The following is a 15,087-nucleotide window of genomic DNA, read 5'->3' as shown; positions in this document are numbered from 1 at the left end:
GGGCTCACGTTGTGGCATGACGATCCGGAATTATCCGTGGCGACTCTGAGAAGCACCTGATAAGTGACCTGGGGGAACGAGTTTCGGCCGAGTGACATTGCGCACGCGACAAAGCGCTGATCGATGTACTGCGCCGTGAAGCGGGTCGACGTCGCTCTCGCGGCTCGGCCCTTCGTGACCGCAGGGCCCGCGAGATCAGTCAGACTGTGCGAGAGGATGAGGCGGTATCAACGGGGGAGGGGCGAGTATGGGCGAGGAACCACCAGCAGAGAACAAGTATTCGGTGCTGCCGCAGCCGGTCGACCTGTCCCAGACGGTGGCTTCGGTCGATGTATCCGAGACCGAGGTCGAACACGGTGGTCGGCCCGAGGACAATATGGGCGCTGACCCTTACCTGCGCATCACCGGTTGGAAACAGCCTTAGCCTCAGACGGTACGACGCGACGTAACGTACGTGCTCACCCGCTCATCCCGGACAGATCGGGCACGTTCTGCATCAGCTCGATACGGGTGCCATCCGGGTCGGTCAGATAGATGAAGCGCCCCGAGGTGGGATCCGCCGGATCCCCCAGTACCGTGCGCGTCGACTCCACGAACGTCCCGCCCGCGGCCACGATCGCTTCGGTCAGACCATCGACGTCTTCCACACGGAACGACAGATGGGTGAAGCCGAGTTCGGTCATCGGCTTGCGATGCCCGGAACCGGTGGTGGGCACATCAACCCACTGCAGCAACTCGATCCTGATGTCGTCGCGGATGAGCATCGCGGAGCGGAACCGGCCTTCCTGCTCCATGGTGGCGGCGACTTCGTTGTTGTCGAAGTCCAGCTGATAGAGCTTCACGAATCCGAAGACGTCGGTATAGAAGCGGATGGAACGGTCGAGGTCGGTGACGCAGATACCGATGTGTGAGAAGCCCTGGATCATGACAGGAGTGTCGCAGACCACACCGCCCGCCGGGGCCACTACACGGCGAGCATGCCCGGCTCAGGCGCGGAAGGCGTCGATGGCCAACGCGGCGTAGCGCCGTGCCGCCGCTTCGCGCCTGTGCTGCGGTATCGACGCGAGGGCACGCCCGGCCAGCAGGACCAGGATGAGGTCATCGATGGTGAAGTCGGCGCGCAGCCGACCTGCCGCCTGCGCCCTGCGCGCCAGTGAGGTCAGGGATGCCAATGCCGCTCGGCGGTGAGCGGCGTAGTCGGATGCGTCGAATTGAGCCGTGTCGAACTGCGCCGAGGTGAACGCGTCGACGAAACCTTGATTACGTCCGTTGAGCACACAGACCTGCTCGATCACCGAACAGAACCCACGCCAGGGATCCGTGTCCGCGCATCCTTCGTCGACGATCGTTGTGCACAGTCGCACCTCGTCGGCGAACACCGCGCCCACGAGGTCGGTCTTGGAGGGGAACCGTCGGTAGAGCGTCGCCGGGCCGACCTCGGCTCGCCGTGCGATTTCCCGCATGGTCACCTCGAGTCCGCGTTCGGCGAACAATTCGCGTGCCACAGCCAGCACACGGTCGCGGTTGTCTCGCGCGTCCGAGCGCAACATCTGGGTCATCTGAGCGGCGGTGCTTCTCACTTGGGTCAAGTGGACGGGGGCGTCCACTAGCGTCCGAGCGTACTCGACGTGAGATGAGGAGTTGACCGGTGCGCGCAGTGATAGTCCAGCGGTTTGGTGATCCGAGCGGCATGGAAATCATCGATGTTTCCCACCCCACCCCGGAAGCGGATCAGGTCGTCGTCGAGACAGCGGCCATCGGGGTCGGTGGTGTGGACGCGATGATCCGACGCGGCACCGTCGCAGACATGCTTCCGGTGCCGGCCGGGCTGATCCCCGGCAGTGAGGTGGCCGGTGTGGTGTCGGAGGTCGGAGCGGATGTCGACGTTTCCTGGGTAGGGCGGCGGGCGTGGGCGTTCACCGGAATCAGCGGCGGCTACTGCGCTTTCGCGACCGCCCGGGTATCGGATATTGCGGCGTTACCAGACGAGCTGTCCTTCGTGGATGCCGTCGCGGTGGGAGGCGCGGGTCCCGTCGCGCATTTCGCCTTGGCTCACGCCCACTTCGGTTCCGCCGACTCCGTCCTCGTACGCGGCGGATCGGGCAGCATCGGCATCGCCACGGTGGAACTCGCTGCACGCGCGGGGGCGAGGATCGTCGCAGTGACCACGTCCTCGCAGGAGCGCGGTCGGCGCCTCGGCGAGCTCGGTGCAACGCACATCCTCGATCGCACCGGCGCCGGTGATCCACACGCACCGACACATTTCGACGTGATCATCGACATCGTGGGCGGTACCGCCGTGCCGGAGTTCATCGACCGGCTCGCTCCGAACGGCCGGATGGTCATCGCGGGCATGGTGGCCGGGCCGGTGCCTGCCGATGTCGGATCCCGGTTGCTGGCCGGGTTCCAGTTGTCGCGCTCGTTGGCGACCTTCAGCCTCGACACGATAGGCAACGACGCCAAAGACGTTGTTCGCCGGCAACAGTTCGACGCCGTCACGCGCGGTGCGTTGCATGCGGTGGTAGAGGACGTGCTGCCGCTGGAGCGCGCCGCTGACGCGCATCGTCTGATGGATGCCGGGCAGGTGTTCGGGCGAATTGTCCTGGCACCGTAGTCAGAGGCATCGGTTGACGGTGGCAACTCCCGTCAGCTCTTGGGCTCCTTGTCGGCGTGAGGCGCTGCAGTGTCACGGCTTTCGGTCGGCCGCTCCGCTGTGGCGTTCGTGCCGTGGGGCGTGCTGTCCACCTGAGGTGCCGACGCGCGCTCGACCTCGGTCGTGCGGGACGGGTCTGTCGATGTCCGCGCACCCTCGCTGTCATCGGGTGTCGAGGTCGAGTGGTGCGGCGTCTTGGTGTCGATCCCGTCGTCATCCTCGGCCCGCGGTGGCGCAGCCACCTCGCGGTCGGAGCTGAACTCCTCTTCTCGTTTGTGTCCGGCGGTATGATCGACCGAGACTGCGGTCGAGACATGTTGCGGCGAAACCACCTTCGTCGCATCCTCGGCAATGGTGGCGGCGACAGTGTCGGTGGGCGTGGCGACATGCTCGGTCGCGAGCGTGGATTCCTCGGTGGTGGTGGCTGCCGACGGAGAAGTCGTGGGGCGGTTGTACGAACGGTCGATCTGCGGCCGAAGCCAGGCGTCGATGAGCGATGTATCCATCCCGGCCGCGCGGAGAATCGCAGTGATGGGTAGTTCCGCCGTGGGCACCAGATAGTGGGTGGTGGTGCCGCCGAGGATGTTGGTGGTGACGGTTTTCAGCGTGCCCGGCGTGCGCGGATCCGCTGCGACTCCGTAATCGGGGTGCACGACCAGCGTGCCCAGCAGGGCATTCATCGCCGACAGCGCGGTTGGACGGTCGGGCCAGTCGGCGAGCCCGTCGTATTCGCGGACGATCTCGGTGGTGTTGTAGGGGGTCGGCAGCGGCCCCAAGGGCACCGTCAGCCACAGCAGCGGGTTCTTGGCGACAATGCCGCCGGTGCCGTTCGTGGGATCGCCGAAGGTGACGAACGACAGTTCGGTATGCGGGCGGTTGGCGGTGATCTGCAGTGCGAGTGACTGTTTGACATAGTTGAGCACGATCGCGCCCTGACTGACGCCGATGAGGGTGATCTTGACGCCGTCGGCGACCGACCCGAGCGCGGAGTTCACCCCACCGGCGCCGATCACCGAGTCCAGGGCGAACAACAGGCCCGCCGGGTACCCGACGCCGTTGATCGGACCGACATCGTCGAGGTATCCGCTCGCCAGATCCAGGGCCTCCTGGGCATGCGGAATGGAGTCGCACAGGCAGGTATAGCGCAGATAGAACGCCGTGCTTCCGGTTTGATGTGTCGTGGCGGCCTGTGCCACCGGTGCGGTGGTCCCGCCGATGATGACGGCGGCTGCGAAACCCGCGGCGGCAAGGCGCCTCGCGACACTCATGAGAATCCTTCGACATAAGAGACGCACGATGCTCGCGCGCGGCGGTGCGGCGATGCATCGAAGGGCGCGGAGCGGTGGACAAAGGGAATTCGCAGGTGGTGCCGAATCCGCAATATAATTGCAGGTTCAACAAGATTATGTAGCGAAATCCGCGGCTTGTCTCGCCGTACCGGTCAGCCCGCGGACCCGTCGCCGAGTGTCAAGGCGAAACTGTTGGGCTCCTGGGTGTTTCGTATCGAAGAGGGTGACGATCCGTCAGTTCGCGGCGGACGACCCGAGCTTGGCGACGACGTAATCTGCCGCCTGGCCGGTGAGGCCGCGGACAGCGTACGCGCCGTGGGCGCCCTGGTCGCGACCGGATGGTGAACACACCGGGTCTTCCGGCAGGCACTCGTCGAGGGTCTTGCCCGCGTACTCGGAGCCGACCGTGATGGGGGGAGCGCCGGTATGGATCATCTGGAGGAAGCCGCTGGACGGCTTGCCGAACAACACCACCGCCGCGACGTGGTCGGCCACCTCGCGGGGTAGCGGGCCGCTGATGGTGGGCGGCAGCTGATAGCCCTCGGGCACGGCATCCATGGTGAGGTACGCCGCGACCGCGGCCCCTTGCGAGTAGCCTCCTACCACCACTTTGCTGTCAGGGCAGGACGATACGGTCGAGAGCACCTTGTTCCTGGCGTCGGCGACCCCATCGGCTGCGGTCGCGAAGTCGAGCGAGGCCGGATAGTTGACCGCATAGGTGTTGACCGACTTACCTTCCGCGCGTTGCTGCACGGCGTCGGCGAAGTTCTGCCCGATGGATCCGACGCCGGGCGCTTCGAAGGTGCCGCGGGCGAAGATCAGCTGGACGTCGGGGCATGGGTCGGCCGCGGCCGGCGCGATGGACACCCCGCCGGCAACACCGGCCAGTAGCGCGGTGGCAGAGGTCACCGATGCGAAGCGGTTAACGGCTTGTCTCACGCTGTCGATCACGGCTCATCCCTGTCTGCGCGGCCACTGGATTGAATCGTTGCCCAGTCAACCAAAAATCAGATAGCTACGCTAATGAATGTGAGCGGCGTCGCACTGACGATGACCTCATCCGACGAGGGGACGTCCCAGCGGGAGAAGCCTGCCTCCGGTTTCCGCCCATAACGCCGCGGTGTAGAAGTACACGACGAAACCGACGAACACGAAGATCAGCCATCCACCGGCATGCGTCGCATCGGTGCTGGCGGTGAGATTTCCGATCAGCAACGCCGCCAGGGCCAGGTCGACCACCAGCAGCAGCACTGGGTAGGTCCAGGGCAGGCGGAGCAGTAGCACCGTCAGCAGGCCGATGGTCACCAGCCAGCTGGCCAGCCAGAGGGCGACGGTGCCGCCGGCATCGGCCGCGGCGATGCCGAACCAGTCGTGCGTGAGGCCCAGCGACAGCACCGCGTAGCTTCCGTAGAAACCGAAGAACGTGCCGTACACGGTCGCGTTGACGTTCTGGCCCAGCGCCGCCGACCACAGGGTGGCGACCAGAAGCCCTATCGACGTCGCCGACAACAGGATTGGCACGGCGGCTGCCGGCACGTCGAGGATGCCGGTATTGGTGACGCCGAGCCCGAAGCCGCCGGCGATGATCAGCGGCAGGGCGATCAGCCCGGGATCCCCCGGGCGCGGGGCGACGGTGTCTTCTGGCCGCGGAACGGCGGTGTCCTGTGGAGTCTGCGACAGGTCGGGAAGGGCCTGGGGTGTGGCCAGATCGGTCATGAGATGTCCTTCGTTCAGGCCGTCGCGAGGGCGGGTTGATAGGTGGTGGCAAGTTCCTGCCATGCGGTGAGTACGGCATCGAGTTGTTCGGCGGAGTGCCGTCCGAGTCCACATTCGGTGGACAGGCCGAACCGCGGCAGGAATTCGCCGGCGAGTGCTGCCCGGCGCCGGGTGCCTGCCGCGCCGTCCTCGGCGTGTAGCAAGCCGAGATAGAACTCCGTTTCGGCTTCGACTGCCAACCCGCTCAGGGGCTGCCAATGTGCCCGTTTGGTCCACGCGGCCACCGTCGCAGCGTGGATGGCGTTGATTGGACGTGCGATGTGGCGAGCAAGGCCGTTGGACAACGTCACAATCGCGGTGGCATCCCGCGGCAGGATGTGCCGACCGCCGCGGGCCGCCGCCTCCTCGGTGGGCGGTTCACCCATGAAGGGCGATGCGCCGAATTTCGAGTCTCCGTAGCAGAGGTGGAAGGTCAGGTCGACATCCTCGGCTATCCAATCCGCGAGGCGGGCAGTGGCCGCGAAGATCGACTCCTGGTCGGGGTAGGGGTTGGCGAACCATCCCTCGATGGTCGCCAGTTCGGTCGGCAGGTCCCACTGGATCGCCAGGTCCGCATGCGGGATGGCGTCCTGTATGTGCTCGACACTGCGTCGCAGCGCGGTTTCGTACGCCAGGGCGATCTCGACCTGAGAGTCGAAGTGGGCGAACGAATTCACCGCATTGAAAGGAGTGCCGATGGAGACAAGGAACCTGCTGTCGCTATCCAGGATTCCGGCGTCGCGAGCGGACCGGAATTCGCGATGGGAGGCGATCGCAGCGGAGTGGTAGTCGACATCGCCGAAGGACACCTCGGTTCCCGGGCGGACGGCGGCGCGTCCGTCGATGACGTCGAGGGTCGGGTTGGACAGAAAGTGAGACGAATGCACCAGAACCCAGTTGGCACGGTCGCCCGGTTCGCCGTCGGGGACGCGACGAACACCGGGCTGCAGACGCTCTCCGACGAGGGCGAATGCGTTGGCGGTGGTCGGCACGTTGATGCTGCCGGTGAGATAGAAGCCGGTCATGAGTAATCCTTGGTGGTAGTGGTGTCAGAGGAGCAGGCCGAGACGTGGCGGCAGCGTGCCGTCCAGGGTGTGCCGCCCGAGATGGACGTATTTCCACCGAGCGGGATCGTGCAATGTGTGGACGCGTAGGTTGCGCCAGTGCCGGTCGAGTGCGTACTTGGCATCGGTTGCCGATGTTCCGGTGAGTTCGAATATGCCGCTTGCGATCTCGACGGCGTACTCCTGGGCCAGGGCCTTGGCCGCTGCCACCTGAAGTGAGGCCGCTGCCGCGGCGTCACGGGTCACCTCCGGTGCGGCCAGCGCGTCGTCGACCAGGCGCGAGCCGTGAGTCAGCAGTGCCTCCAGGGCATACAGTTTGGCGGTCAGTTCGCCGAACCGACGGATGACATGCGATTCGTCGGCGGCGCGCTCGACGTGTGCCTCGAACCACGGCCTACTCCGCGATGCGACGAAGTCCGCACCGTCTTCGAGCGCGGCGCGGGCAGTGCCGACGTCGATGGCGGTGTGCAGCGCCTGATCGAATGCGCCGAGGACCGACGGCTCCGCCGATAGGGGGTCAGGGTCTGGACCTTCGTCGATGACCAGATCGGCGGTGACGTGCACCTTGTCCAGGACGACTTGGCCGCTGGCCGTGCCGCGTTGGCCGAACGACGACCAGCTGTCCAGGTTCAGGATGACGCCGGGATCGTCGGGGCGGACGAAAACCGTTGCTCCGTGGTCGGTTCCGCTGATCCTGGCAGCGACGGCGATCCAGGTGGCGCCGAGTGATCCGGTGGCGTAGAACTTGGTTCCTTCGAGTAGCCAGTCGCCATCGGACTGTCGGGTGACCGTGGTGGTGCGTTCCACGCTGGTCCGGGTGCCTCGCTCGACGGTGGCGTTGCCGATCTGGGCCCCGTTGAGGACGTCTCGGTAGATCCGCGGGGCAGGCTCCTGGTCCTCCAGGCCGCGGATGGCGGCGGTGACGACGTAATGAGCCAACAGCAATTGGCCCACCGCCGAATCGGCCCGCGCGAGGATGCGCAGCACCTCGACGGCGGTGGACCGGGGTAGGCCCGGACCACCGAATGCCTTCGGGACCAGCACTCCCAGCAGACCGGAGCTGCCGATCTGAGTCAGCGCATCGGTCGGTAGGCTGCCGTCGATCTCGCGTCGGACGGCTCCCGCGGCGACCGACGACGCGACGGCATTGGCGACCCCTAGGGCGTCCTCGACGGTTCGCAGAACGGGTACGGCGGTGATGGTGGTGGGCATCGTGTGGGCTCCTCGCTTCATGGTCCGCGGAAAAACCTAGGGGCAGCGCAGATGTGTGAACAGATGGTTCAAGCGACGCTGGAAGCGCTTGCAGCAACGCTGCACTCGGTGCGTGCCGCGATGGCCTTGCCGGCTGTGGCGATCAATCCGATCACGGTGGACAGAACGCTTGCCGGTGCCGGAACCGCGGCGGTGGCTATCGCCACCGTTCGCATGGGGCGGTGTCCTGCGGCCCTGCGGACGGCGACGTCGGTGCGTGCGCCAGATGCCGCAAGTGACGGCACCAGGGACACACCGAGCCCGGCGGCGACGAAGCCCTGCACCGTCGCGTACTCTTCGGCGCGATAACTGACTTTCGGCTCGAATCCTGCACGCTCGCAGGCATTGCGGAAGACGCGGGTGTCCGGGCACAGGCCGGTCTGGCTGCTCACCACCCAGTTCTCGCGGGCAAGTTCGACCATCGGTACCTCGGTCCGCTCTGCCAGGCGATGCCCCGACGGCAACACGACGAAGAACTCGTCGTCGTAGACGTCGAGTGTGGTCACGCCCGGGAAGTCGGTGTGTTCTCCCGGCACTTCGGTCACCATGGCGGCGTCGACGTCGCCGTTGCGCAGTAGTTCTACCCCGTCGTCAGGATCGACTGCTACCAATTCAATTGCCAACCCGGGTAATACCCGTCGAGTGCGAGCGATGGCCGGTGGCAGGATGACTGCCGCCGCGCTGGCGAACGATGCGATGCGCACGACGCCCGGCCGTCTGGTGGTGCCGTTGGCGAGGTCGCGCTCGGCTGCAGCCACTGCGCCAAGGATCGCGGGCACGTGCTCCAGGAGGGTGCTACCGGCGGGTGTCGGGCGTGCGCCGGACGGGCCGCGGACCAGCAAGGTGCAACCCAGATCGCGCTCCAACGCAGTGACCTGTTGGGAGACGGCCGATGTGGTGTAGTTCATGGCGGCGGCTGCAGCACTGAGAGATCCGCAGCGCGCTATCTCCTGCAACACCACCAATCTGCGCACGTCGAACATCTCGCGAAGACTAGGAAGGATTCTCGGCCGTAGGCAGGGTTGCGCTCATCACGACGGCAAGTCTGCAGGCCCCATTGGTCAGTAGCCGGAGTTCGGGACGCCCGTGGGCCGGATCCCGTGATGGCGTTCGGCGACATCGGGATGTGCGCGGGTTCGTGATTTCCAGGCGTTCTCACCGTAGGTGTTGAAGATCGGATTGTCGGGGTCGGCTTCGACACCACGAGCCAGTGCGGCCAGCTCGTCGGGCAGCACCATCAGCGGAACTGTGGCATCGAGGGCGGGATTGAGGAAGTAGGGGATGGATATCCGGTCGGTACCCGGCTTCGGTGACAGCACCCGGTGCCGAGTGGCCCGCAGGTAGCCGCCGGTGGCGACTTCCAGGAGTTCGCCGATGTTGACGATGAACGCACCGGGCACCGGCGGCACGTCGACCCACTCACCCGCGGTGAGTTCGACCTGCAGGCCGGTCGAGTCCGGCTCGACCAGAAGCAGCGTGAGCACACCCGAATCCTTATGTGCACCAACGCCTTGGTCACTGGCGGCGCCTCCCGGGTACCGCACCACCTTGATCAGGGTCGCGGGAAGTCCGGCGAACGCCTCGTCGAACAGGTCCGCGGCGGCCCCCAACGACTCGGCCCAAAGCCGGAGCAACCGCAGACCCACCGCTGACATCGAGCGGTCCCAGTCCTCGAAGGCCGCCCGGAAACCCGTCGGCTGCTCGGGCCAGAGATTGGGACCCTGCAGCCGCCAGTAGCCCTCGGCGCCGGGAACGGTGGTGCGCTCGGGGCCGATATCGATCTGTTCGCGCCAGTCCACCTGGCCATTGGTCAGCTCACCGCCCAGGCGGGAGTAGCCGCGAAACTGCGGGCTTTGCAACTGACTGATCCGGTTCTTGACATCGACAGGCAGCGCAAAGAACTCGCGGGCCGACGTCAGGACTCCGGCGATCTGGGCGTCCGAGACACCGTGCCCGGTCAGGTAGAAGAAACCGAACGTGTGGGCGGCTTCCCGCAACGCGACACGGAAACCGTCGGGGTGGGTGTGCGACTCTGACAGATCGAGCACCGGCAACATTCTTCACACCCTGCACCATCGCCGTCGCCAGACCAATCCACGTCAACAGATACTTCATCGGTGTGAAGACGCGGCGGAAACCGGATCGGCAATGTCGACGCCGTGACCGACGCGAACCGTGCCCGAGCCGGCGGCAGATCGCTCGGGCCGAGATGTGGGTCCCGGGCCGCTATGGGATCGTTGAGGGCGCGGTCGTGTGCGGGCGGGGGATCGGAGGAAACGGGTGAAAGCGACTCGGTATCGGATGGCGACGGCTCAGGTCGTGGGCGATTGCGGACGGGCCTGCAGCCGACGCCGTCATCTTCGGCCAGAGGCACGACCGGTGTCCGATGATGACGACCCGCTGGGCACCTTGGTGGCCAGGGGACTGCGACAAGGCATGCGCAGTTCCTCGCTGAGGAGGCGGGCGGGAATGACGATCGGGGTCGCCAGGGACCCCGCACCGTGGATGAAAGCCCATGTCGATCGGCTGGCCGAGTTGCTCGCCGAATATCACGGGCTGTCCATACCCCGTCAGGTACTGCGAGCCGAGCTCGCCCGATACCTCACGGACTGTTCGTCATTGTTCGCCATCAGTCGCTTCGAAGCCCGAAGCCATGTCACCGAGGAGATGATGCGGCAGTCGGCGGCGGAACTCGCCCGGGACTACCTGCGACGGATACGAACCGACACCGCGTGAGGCCACCACGGGGTGGCTCAGCCCGAGGCCGCCACGATTGCCGCTGAACAAGCGCGCGACAGCGGCTATCTTTGCAAACACGACCGGCGCCGTCCTCGGTGCGGCGGAGGGTGTGCAGGGGACCGATATGTACCGACAGGGTGTTCTGGGCGCCACCTCCGGCATCGACAGTGCCAAGGTGTGGCAGGCCGCCAACGGAGAGTGGCCGCCGGTCATCGACGAGCTCATCGGGGCCGCCGCCGAGGTTCCGGTACTCAAGGCGTTGCTACGGATAGCGGAGGCGGTACTACGCCCGGACTCGTTCGCGCACGTCCTCGAGGTCATCGCCGAGCAGACCGTCCACGCGCTGGGAGCGGCATCGGTGTCGATCTGCCGGTGGGAACGTGAGAACAACGCGCTGCAGACACTGATCAACGTGGGCAACCTCGGACCGCATGAGCGTCGGTGGCCCTCCGACGAGTTCTACTACGTGGCCAACGAATCCGATGTCGCCGAACTCCTGCACGACGGGCGGTCATACACACACCACATCGATGATCCCGCCTGCCCGCCGCGGTCCAGAATGCTTCTCGAAGAGCTCGGCAAGGAGTGTGAGCTCGCTGTCCCGATCATGGCGGGCGATGCGATGTGGGGTGAGGTGTGGGTGAGCGGCGCCGACGGCCGCCGTTTTGATCATGGCGATGCCCAGCTCCTGCAGGCGGTGGCCGCCTTTGTCGCGATTGCGATCGGACGGTCGGAGCTGATCAGCACCATTTGGGGGTACGCCTATGAAGACCCGCTGACGGGGCTGGCGAATCGGCGGGCGCTGTCGGAGTTCTGCGACGGGATCGAATGGGGTCAGGTCGACGTGGTGGCCCTGGTCTGCGACCTGGACGGGTTCAAACAGGTCAACGATCAGTCGGGCCATCCCGCCGGGGACCAGTTGCTCCGTGACGTCGCAGCGGTGCTGTCCGGGCTGGCGCGCACCGTTGCGGGCGCCCTGGTTGCCCGGCTGGGGGGTGACGAATTCTGCATACTGGTGCCCAACGCGACGATGGCCCACGCCCAAGACCTGGCCAAGTGCGCCACCTGCGACATCCGCGAGGCCGTCGGTGGACTGGTCAGTGTGTCCTGGGGTGCTGCCGCCACGAGTGACCGAAGCGACTGCACCGGTGATGAGTTGCTTGCCGCCGCGGACGCGGCACTGCTGGAGGCAAAGCGCCACGGCCCCGCCCACTTCAGCTCGGTGGTGATCTCCGAGCACCTTCCGGTCGGGTGCGGTGATCGCAGCAATGATGTGCACCGCGGCACGCAGTTCCTGACCGACAGTGTGGTGCGGATTCTCGGCGAGAACCCTCGACTGTCGCATCTGGAGGCCCTGGAGGTCCTCGCCCTCCAGATGCAGCGCGCGGTGAACACCTGCGCCTACGCGTTATCGGTGGTCTCCGCCGACGGCGCATCGGTGGCCACGGCACGCAAGATGGACATCGTGCGCGAACCCGACTCCGATCTGGCGATCCTGACCGATCTGGGCGTCGACGGCGGCGAGCTCGCCGACTACCCGGAAAGCGAGCGTGCGATCAGGGAGGCGTCGACGTTCTTCGCCTGCCGTGACGACGAATCGTCGGATCCCAGCGAAGTGGCCCTGTTGGAGGTGCTCGGGTACCGCGCGGTGCTCGGGGTGGGCGTGCACGCGGCGGAGAACAGGTATCTGGTGGAGATCTACTGCAACACCGATATAGAACAGCTGCGCGATATCGCACCGCTTGCCCAGGTTCTCGCGCATTACTGCGTGTCGCGGCCGTCCGTCGGCGTCACCGGCGCCGACGGTTCACCACGACGTCGCGAACATGAATCGGTATTGCCAGACCCGCTGCCATCGCGGCAATGATCGCGACAGCCGTCGCCGCACTGGAGGCAGTGGTGGCCAACAACTCCGGGGTGGGATCACCGGCGAGTCCGACCATGCCGTGAACCGTTGCCAGCACATAGGACCCGGGAACCAGCGATACCACCGATGCGAAACCGATTCCGGCGAAAGGTATTCGCAACGCGTGTGAGACCGGCGCCAGCGCGGCGCCGACGATCAGGCAGGCGATGAGGGCGGCCGTGGCGGGACCGCAGTGCCATACCGCGAGCGCCATCCAGTGTCCGGCGTGGGCCAGCATGCCGGCTGCCACCGGCCACAGGATGAATCGGGACGGCATCGAGAAGTACACCGCGTAGCAGGCGGCCGCGACCCCCGCCGCGATCACATCGCCGGGTAGCGGTGCCCTCGTTGCGGTGCCGAGTTCGGGGAAATTCGCACCGCCCAGCTGCACACCGAGCAGCAGGCCGACGCCGATGACAATGAGAATCACTACTGCCCAACCGATCCGGCACATTCCCAACCCCATGCGTGCGGACAACAGGTCCAGCGCCCCGTTGAGGATGTGCGGGCCGGGCACCAGGATCAGCACGGCGCACAGCGCCACGAGCGCCGCCCCGGCACCCAGCTGCGCGTTCATCGCATGGGCACCGATGAACCCCGAGACCGTGGCGGCCAGGAGCGCCTGGGGGAGCGGCCCGGCACCCCAGCGGCCGGCCACGCGCCGCAGGACTCCTCCGACCGCCCCGGTCAGCGCTGCCAACAGCACGACGGTCGGGCTGTCGGCACCGAAGATGACGGCAAGCGCGCCCGCCCCGCCGGCACAGGCCAGTGTGAACAGCACCGGGTGCGACAGCGGCAGGGATGCCGCCTCGGTGAGTGCACCGCGTACCTCGTCGAGAGCTACGGGACCGTCCTCGGCGGTGTCGACCACCCGCATGACAGCGGCCACCCGCGCGATGTTCACCGCCGTCGGCGACACCGGTACGGCCTGAGCCGCACCGGTGTCATCACCGGAATCGGTCAGTGTCAACGACTGCCACGAGGGGATGAGTGTCGTCGAGATGTCCAGACCGTTGTTCAGCCTGTCCACCGCCGCCAGCGTCATGCCGGTGGACTGGCCGTTGTTCTGCAGCATCGCAGCAACTTCGAGCACGGTGCTGCTCGCTGATGCCGGACTGCCCATGGTGGCTCCCTCGTGGTCGGTCCGCCCACCCTATGCGGTGCGACCACGATGCGGCTCGGGAACGACGCCTGGCTACTGGTAGATCGCCTGGTACAGCTCGATCACCTCATCGGCGTCGGGAACCCGTGGGTTGTTGGCCGGCGAACCGGAGGCCAGCGCCTGCGCGGCCATCACTTCCAGGCGGGAATCCCAGTCCGTCGAATCGATGCCGTACTGAGCTGGTGACGGCACTGCGACATCGGCGCACAGGGCGTCGAGTTCGTCAACCAGCGCACCGGCTGCCACGGCATCACTGGCGGCATCGTCGGCCACGCGCATCGCGCGCGCGCACTCGGCGTAGCGCGCGGTGGCCGCCTGCGCCGAGAATCTGGTCACGGCGGGTAACAGCATCGCATTCGACAGACCATGTGCGACATGGAAATGTCCGCCGATGGGACGACTCATACCGTGCACCAGGGCCACGCTGGCGTTGGAGAATGCCATCCCGGCCTGGGTCGAGGCGAGCATCATCGCTTCCCGCGCGGCCCGATCCTCACCGTCGGCATACGCGCGCCGCAGGTTGGCGCTGATGGTGCGCATGGCGACCAGCGCCATTCCGTCGCTGAACGGATTCGCGCGACGGCTCACATAGGCCTCGATGGCGTGGGTGAGTGCGTCGACACCGGTGTCGGCGGTCAGGCGGGCCGGCATCGATATGGTCAGCTCGAAGTCGATCACGGTCGCGATCGGTAGGAACGACAAACCGGGACACAGCATCTTCTCGTCGGTGTCGTCATCGGTGATGACCGTGAACTGTGTTGCCTCCGAGCCGCTTCCCGCGGTCGTCGGTACCGCGACGATGGGCAGCGCGGGACCGGCGTACAGGTTCGGTGCCTTGAAGGAGCTGATGTCGCCCTCGGCGACCGCCAGGACGGCCAGCGCCTTCGCGGTGTCCATCGGACTTCCGCCGCCGAATCCGATGACACCGTCGGCCCGGTGCCGTCGCACGGTCTCGAGTCCCGGCAGCAGCGATGACGATGTCGGATCGGGCACGGTCTCGGCGAACAATGCCGGCTCGCAGCCTGCCTCGCGCAGGATGCCCAGCAGCCGGTCGGCCTGGCCGGTATCGGCGAGGTAGCCGTCGGTCACCAGGACCGGACGCGTGATACCGACTTGCACGCACAGGGTCCCGAGGTCGGCCGCCGCGCCTGCGCCGATCTTGCTGTGCCGGGGAAGAGTGACGTTGTAAGACATGGTTTTATCCGTTCTCGGGGAAGCCGAGGTTGATGCCGCCGTGGGAGGGGTCGAGCCAGCGGGTGGTGATGGCT

The 15,087-nt window shown here is 66.4% G+C and carries 15 protein-coding genes; 4 read left to right on the top strand and 11 right to left on the bottom strand.

Annotation, left to right across the window (positions count from 1 at the left end; translation table 11 throughout):
* The first annotated feature begins 247 nt into the window (after positions 1-247).
* Entirely contained in the window at positions 248-424 is a 177-nt protein-coding gene (locus G154_RS26910) for a hypothetical protein (protein ID WP_019511237.1), read from the top strand.
* Between the two features lie 34 nt (positions 425-458).
* Here G154_RS26910 and G154_RS24555 read toward each other — a convergent pair whose 3' ends face one another.
* Positions 459-926 (bottom strand): VOC family protein, encoded by a 468-nt coding sequence (locus G154_RS24555; RefSeq protein WP_019511238.1) that lies wholly within the window; start codon positions 924-926, stop codon positions 459-461.
* 60 nt (positions 927-986) lie between these two features.
* Positions 987-1,580, bottom strand: a complete 594-nt coding sequence (locus G154_RS24550; protein ID WP_234713130.1) for a TetR/AcrR family transcriptional regulator — start codon at positions 1,578-1,580, stop codon at positions 987-989.
* Between the two features lie 110 nt (positions 1,581-1,690).
* Here G154_RS24550 and G154_RS24545 point away from each other — a divergent pair, with 110 nt between their 5' ends.
* Positions 1,691-2,614, top strand: a complete 924-nt coding sequence (locus tag G154_RS24545; RefSeq protein WP_019511240.1) for a zinc-binding dehydrogenase — start codon at positions 1,691-1,693, stop codon at positions 2,612-2,614.
* 32 nt (positions 2,615-2,646) lie between these two features.
* On the opposite strand, the gene G154_RS25705 is transcribed toward G154_RS24545, so the two are convergent.
* The 7 genes from G154_RS25705 to G154_RS24510 all read right to left on the bottom strand — a co-directional run bounded on the left by G154_RS25705 (position 2,647) and on the right by G154_RS24510 (position 10,069).
* Positions 2,647-3,921 carry a PE-PPE domain-containing protein gene (locus tag G154_RS25705; RefSeq protein WP_019511241.1) on the bottom strand — a complete coding sequence of 425 codons (1,275 nt, stop codon included), beginning with the start codon at positions 3,919-3,921 and terminating at the stop codon, positions 2,647-2,649.
* A 255-nt stretch (positions 3,922-4,176) separates the two neighbouring features.
* Entirely contained in the window at positions 4,177-4,830 is a 654-nt protein-coding gene (locus G154_RS24535; protein ID WP_234713135.1) for a cutinase family protein, read from the bottom strand.
* Positions 4,831-4,998: 168 nt separating this feature from the next.
* Positions 4,999-5,658 (bottom strand): GPR1/FUN34/YaaH family transporter, encoded by a 660-nt coding sequence (locus G154_RS24530; RefSeq protein ID WP_019511243.1) that lies wholly within the window; start codon positions 5,656-5,658, stop codon positions 4,999-5,001.
* 14 nt (positions 5,659-5,672) lie between these two features.
* Positions 5,673-6,722 (bottom strand): hypothetical protein, encoded by a 1,050-nt coding sequence (locus G154_RS24525; protein ID WP_019511244.1) that lies wholly within the window; start codon positions 6,720-6,722, stop codon positions 5,673-5,675.
* Between the two features lie 24 nt (positions 6,723-6,746).
* A complete protein-coding gene (locus G154_RS24520) occupies positions 6,747-7,973 on the bottom strand; it encodes an acyl-CoA dehydrogenase family protein (protein WP_019511245.1) in 1,227 nt (408 codons plus the stop codon).
* Between the two features lie 68 nt (positions 7,974-8,041).
* Positions 8,042-8,995 (bottom strand): LysR family transcriptional regulator, encoded by a 954-nt coding sequence (locus G154_RS24515; RefSeq protein WP_019511246.1) that lies wholly within the window; start codon positions 8,993-8,995, stop codon positions 8,042-8,044.
* 78 nt (positions 8,996-9,073) lie between these two features.
* Positions 9,074-10,069, bottom strand: coding sequence for an isopenicillin N synthase family oxygenase (locus tag G154_RS24510; RefSeq protein WP_019511247.1), 996 nt, complete (start codon positions 10,067-10,069; stop codon positions 9,074-9,076).
* Between the two features lie 322 nt (positions 10,070-10,391).
* Between G154_RS24510 and G154_RS24505 the strand changes: the two genes are divergently transcribed.
* Positions 10,392-10,748, top strand: a complete 357-nt coding sequence (locus G154_RS24505) for a hypothetical protein (RefSeq protein ID WP_019511248.1) — start codon at positions 10,392-10,394, stop codon at positions 10,746-10,748.
* Between the two features lie 127 nt (positions 10,749-10,875).
* Complete coding sequence (locus tag G154_RS24500) at positions 10,876-12,618, top strand: GGDEF domain-containing protein (RefSeq protein WP_019511249.1); 1,743 nt, start codon at positions 10,876-10,878, stop codon at positions 12,616-12,618.
* On the opposite strand, the gene G154_RS24495 is transcribed toward G154_RS24500, so the two are convergent.
* Both G154_RS24495 and G154_RS24490 read right to left on the bottom strand, forming a co-directional pair.
* Positions 12,542-13,780 (bottom strand): threonine/serine exporter family protein, encoded by a 1,239-nt coding sequence (locus G154_RS24495; protein WP_019511250.1) that lies wholly within the window; start codon positions 13,778-13,780, stop codon positions 12,542-12,544. The two genes, G154_RS24500 and G154_RS24495, sit on opposite strands and share 77 nt — an antisense overlap.
* Before the next feature lie 72 nt (positions 13,781-13,852).
* Positions 13,853-15,013: an iron-containing alcohol dehydrogenase gene (locus G154_RS24490; protein WP_019511251.1), complete on the bottom strand. Its 1,161-nt coding sequence runs from the start codon at positions 15,011-15,013 to the stop codon at positions 13,853-13,855.
* Between the last annotated feature and the right edge of the window lie 74 nt (positions 15,014-15,087).

The organism is Mycobacterium sp. VKM Ac-1816D (assembly GCF_000416385.1).
GTDB classification, from domain to species: Bacteria; Actinomycetota; Actinomycetes; order Mycobacteriales; family Mycobacteriaceae; genus Mycobacterium; species Mycobacterium neoaurum_A.
Note: the sequence above shows the minus strand (reverse complement) of the source record. Positions and strands in the feature narration are given on the sequence as shown.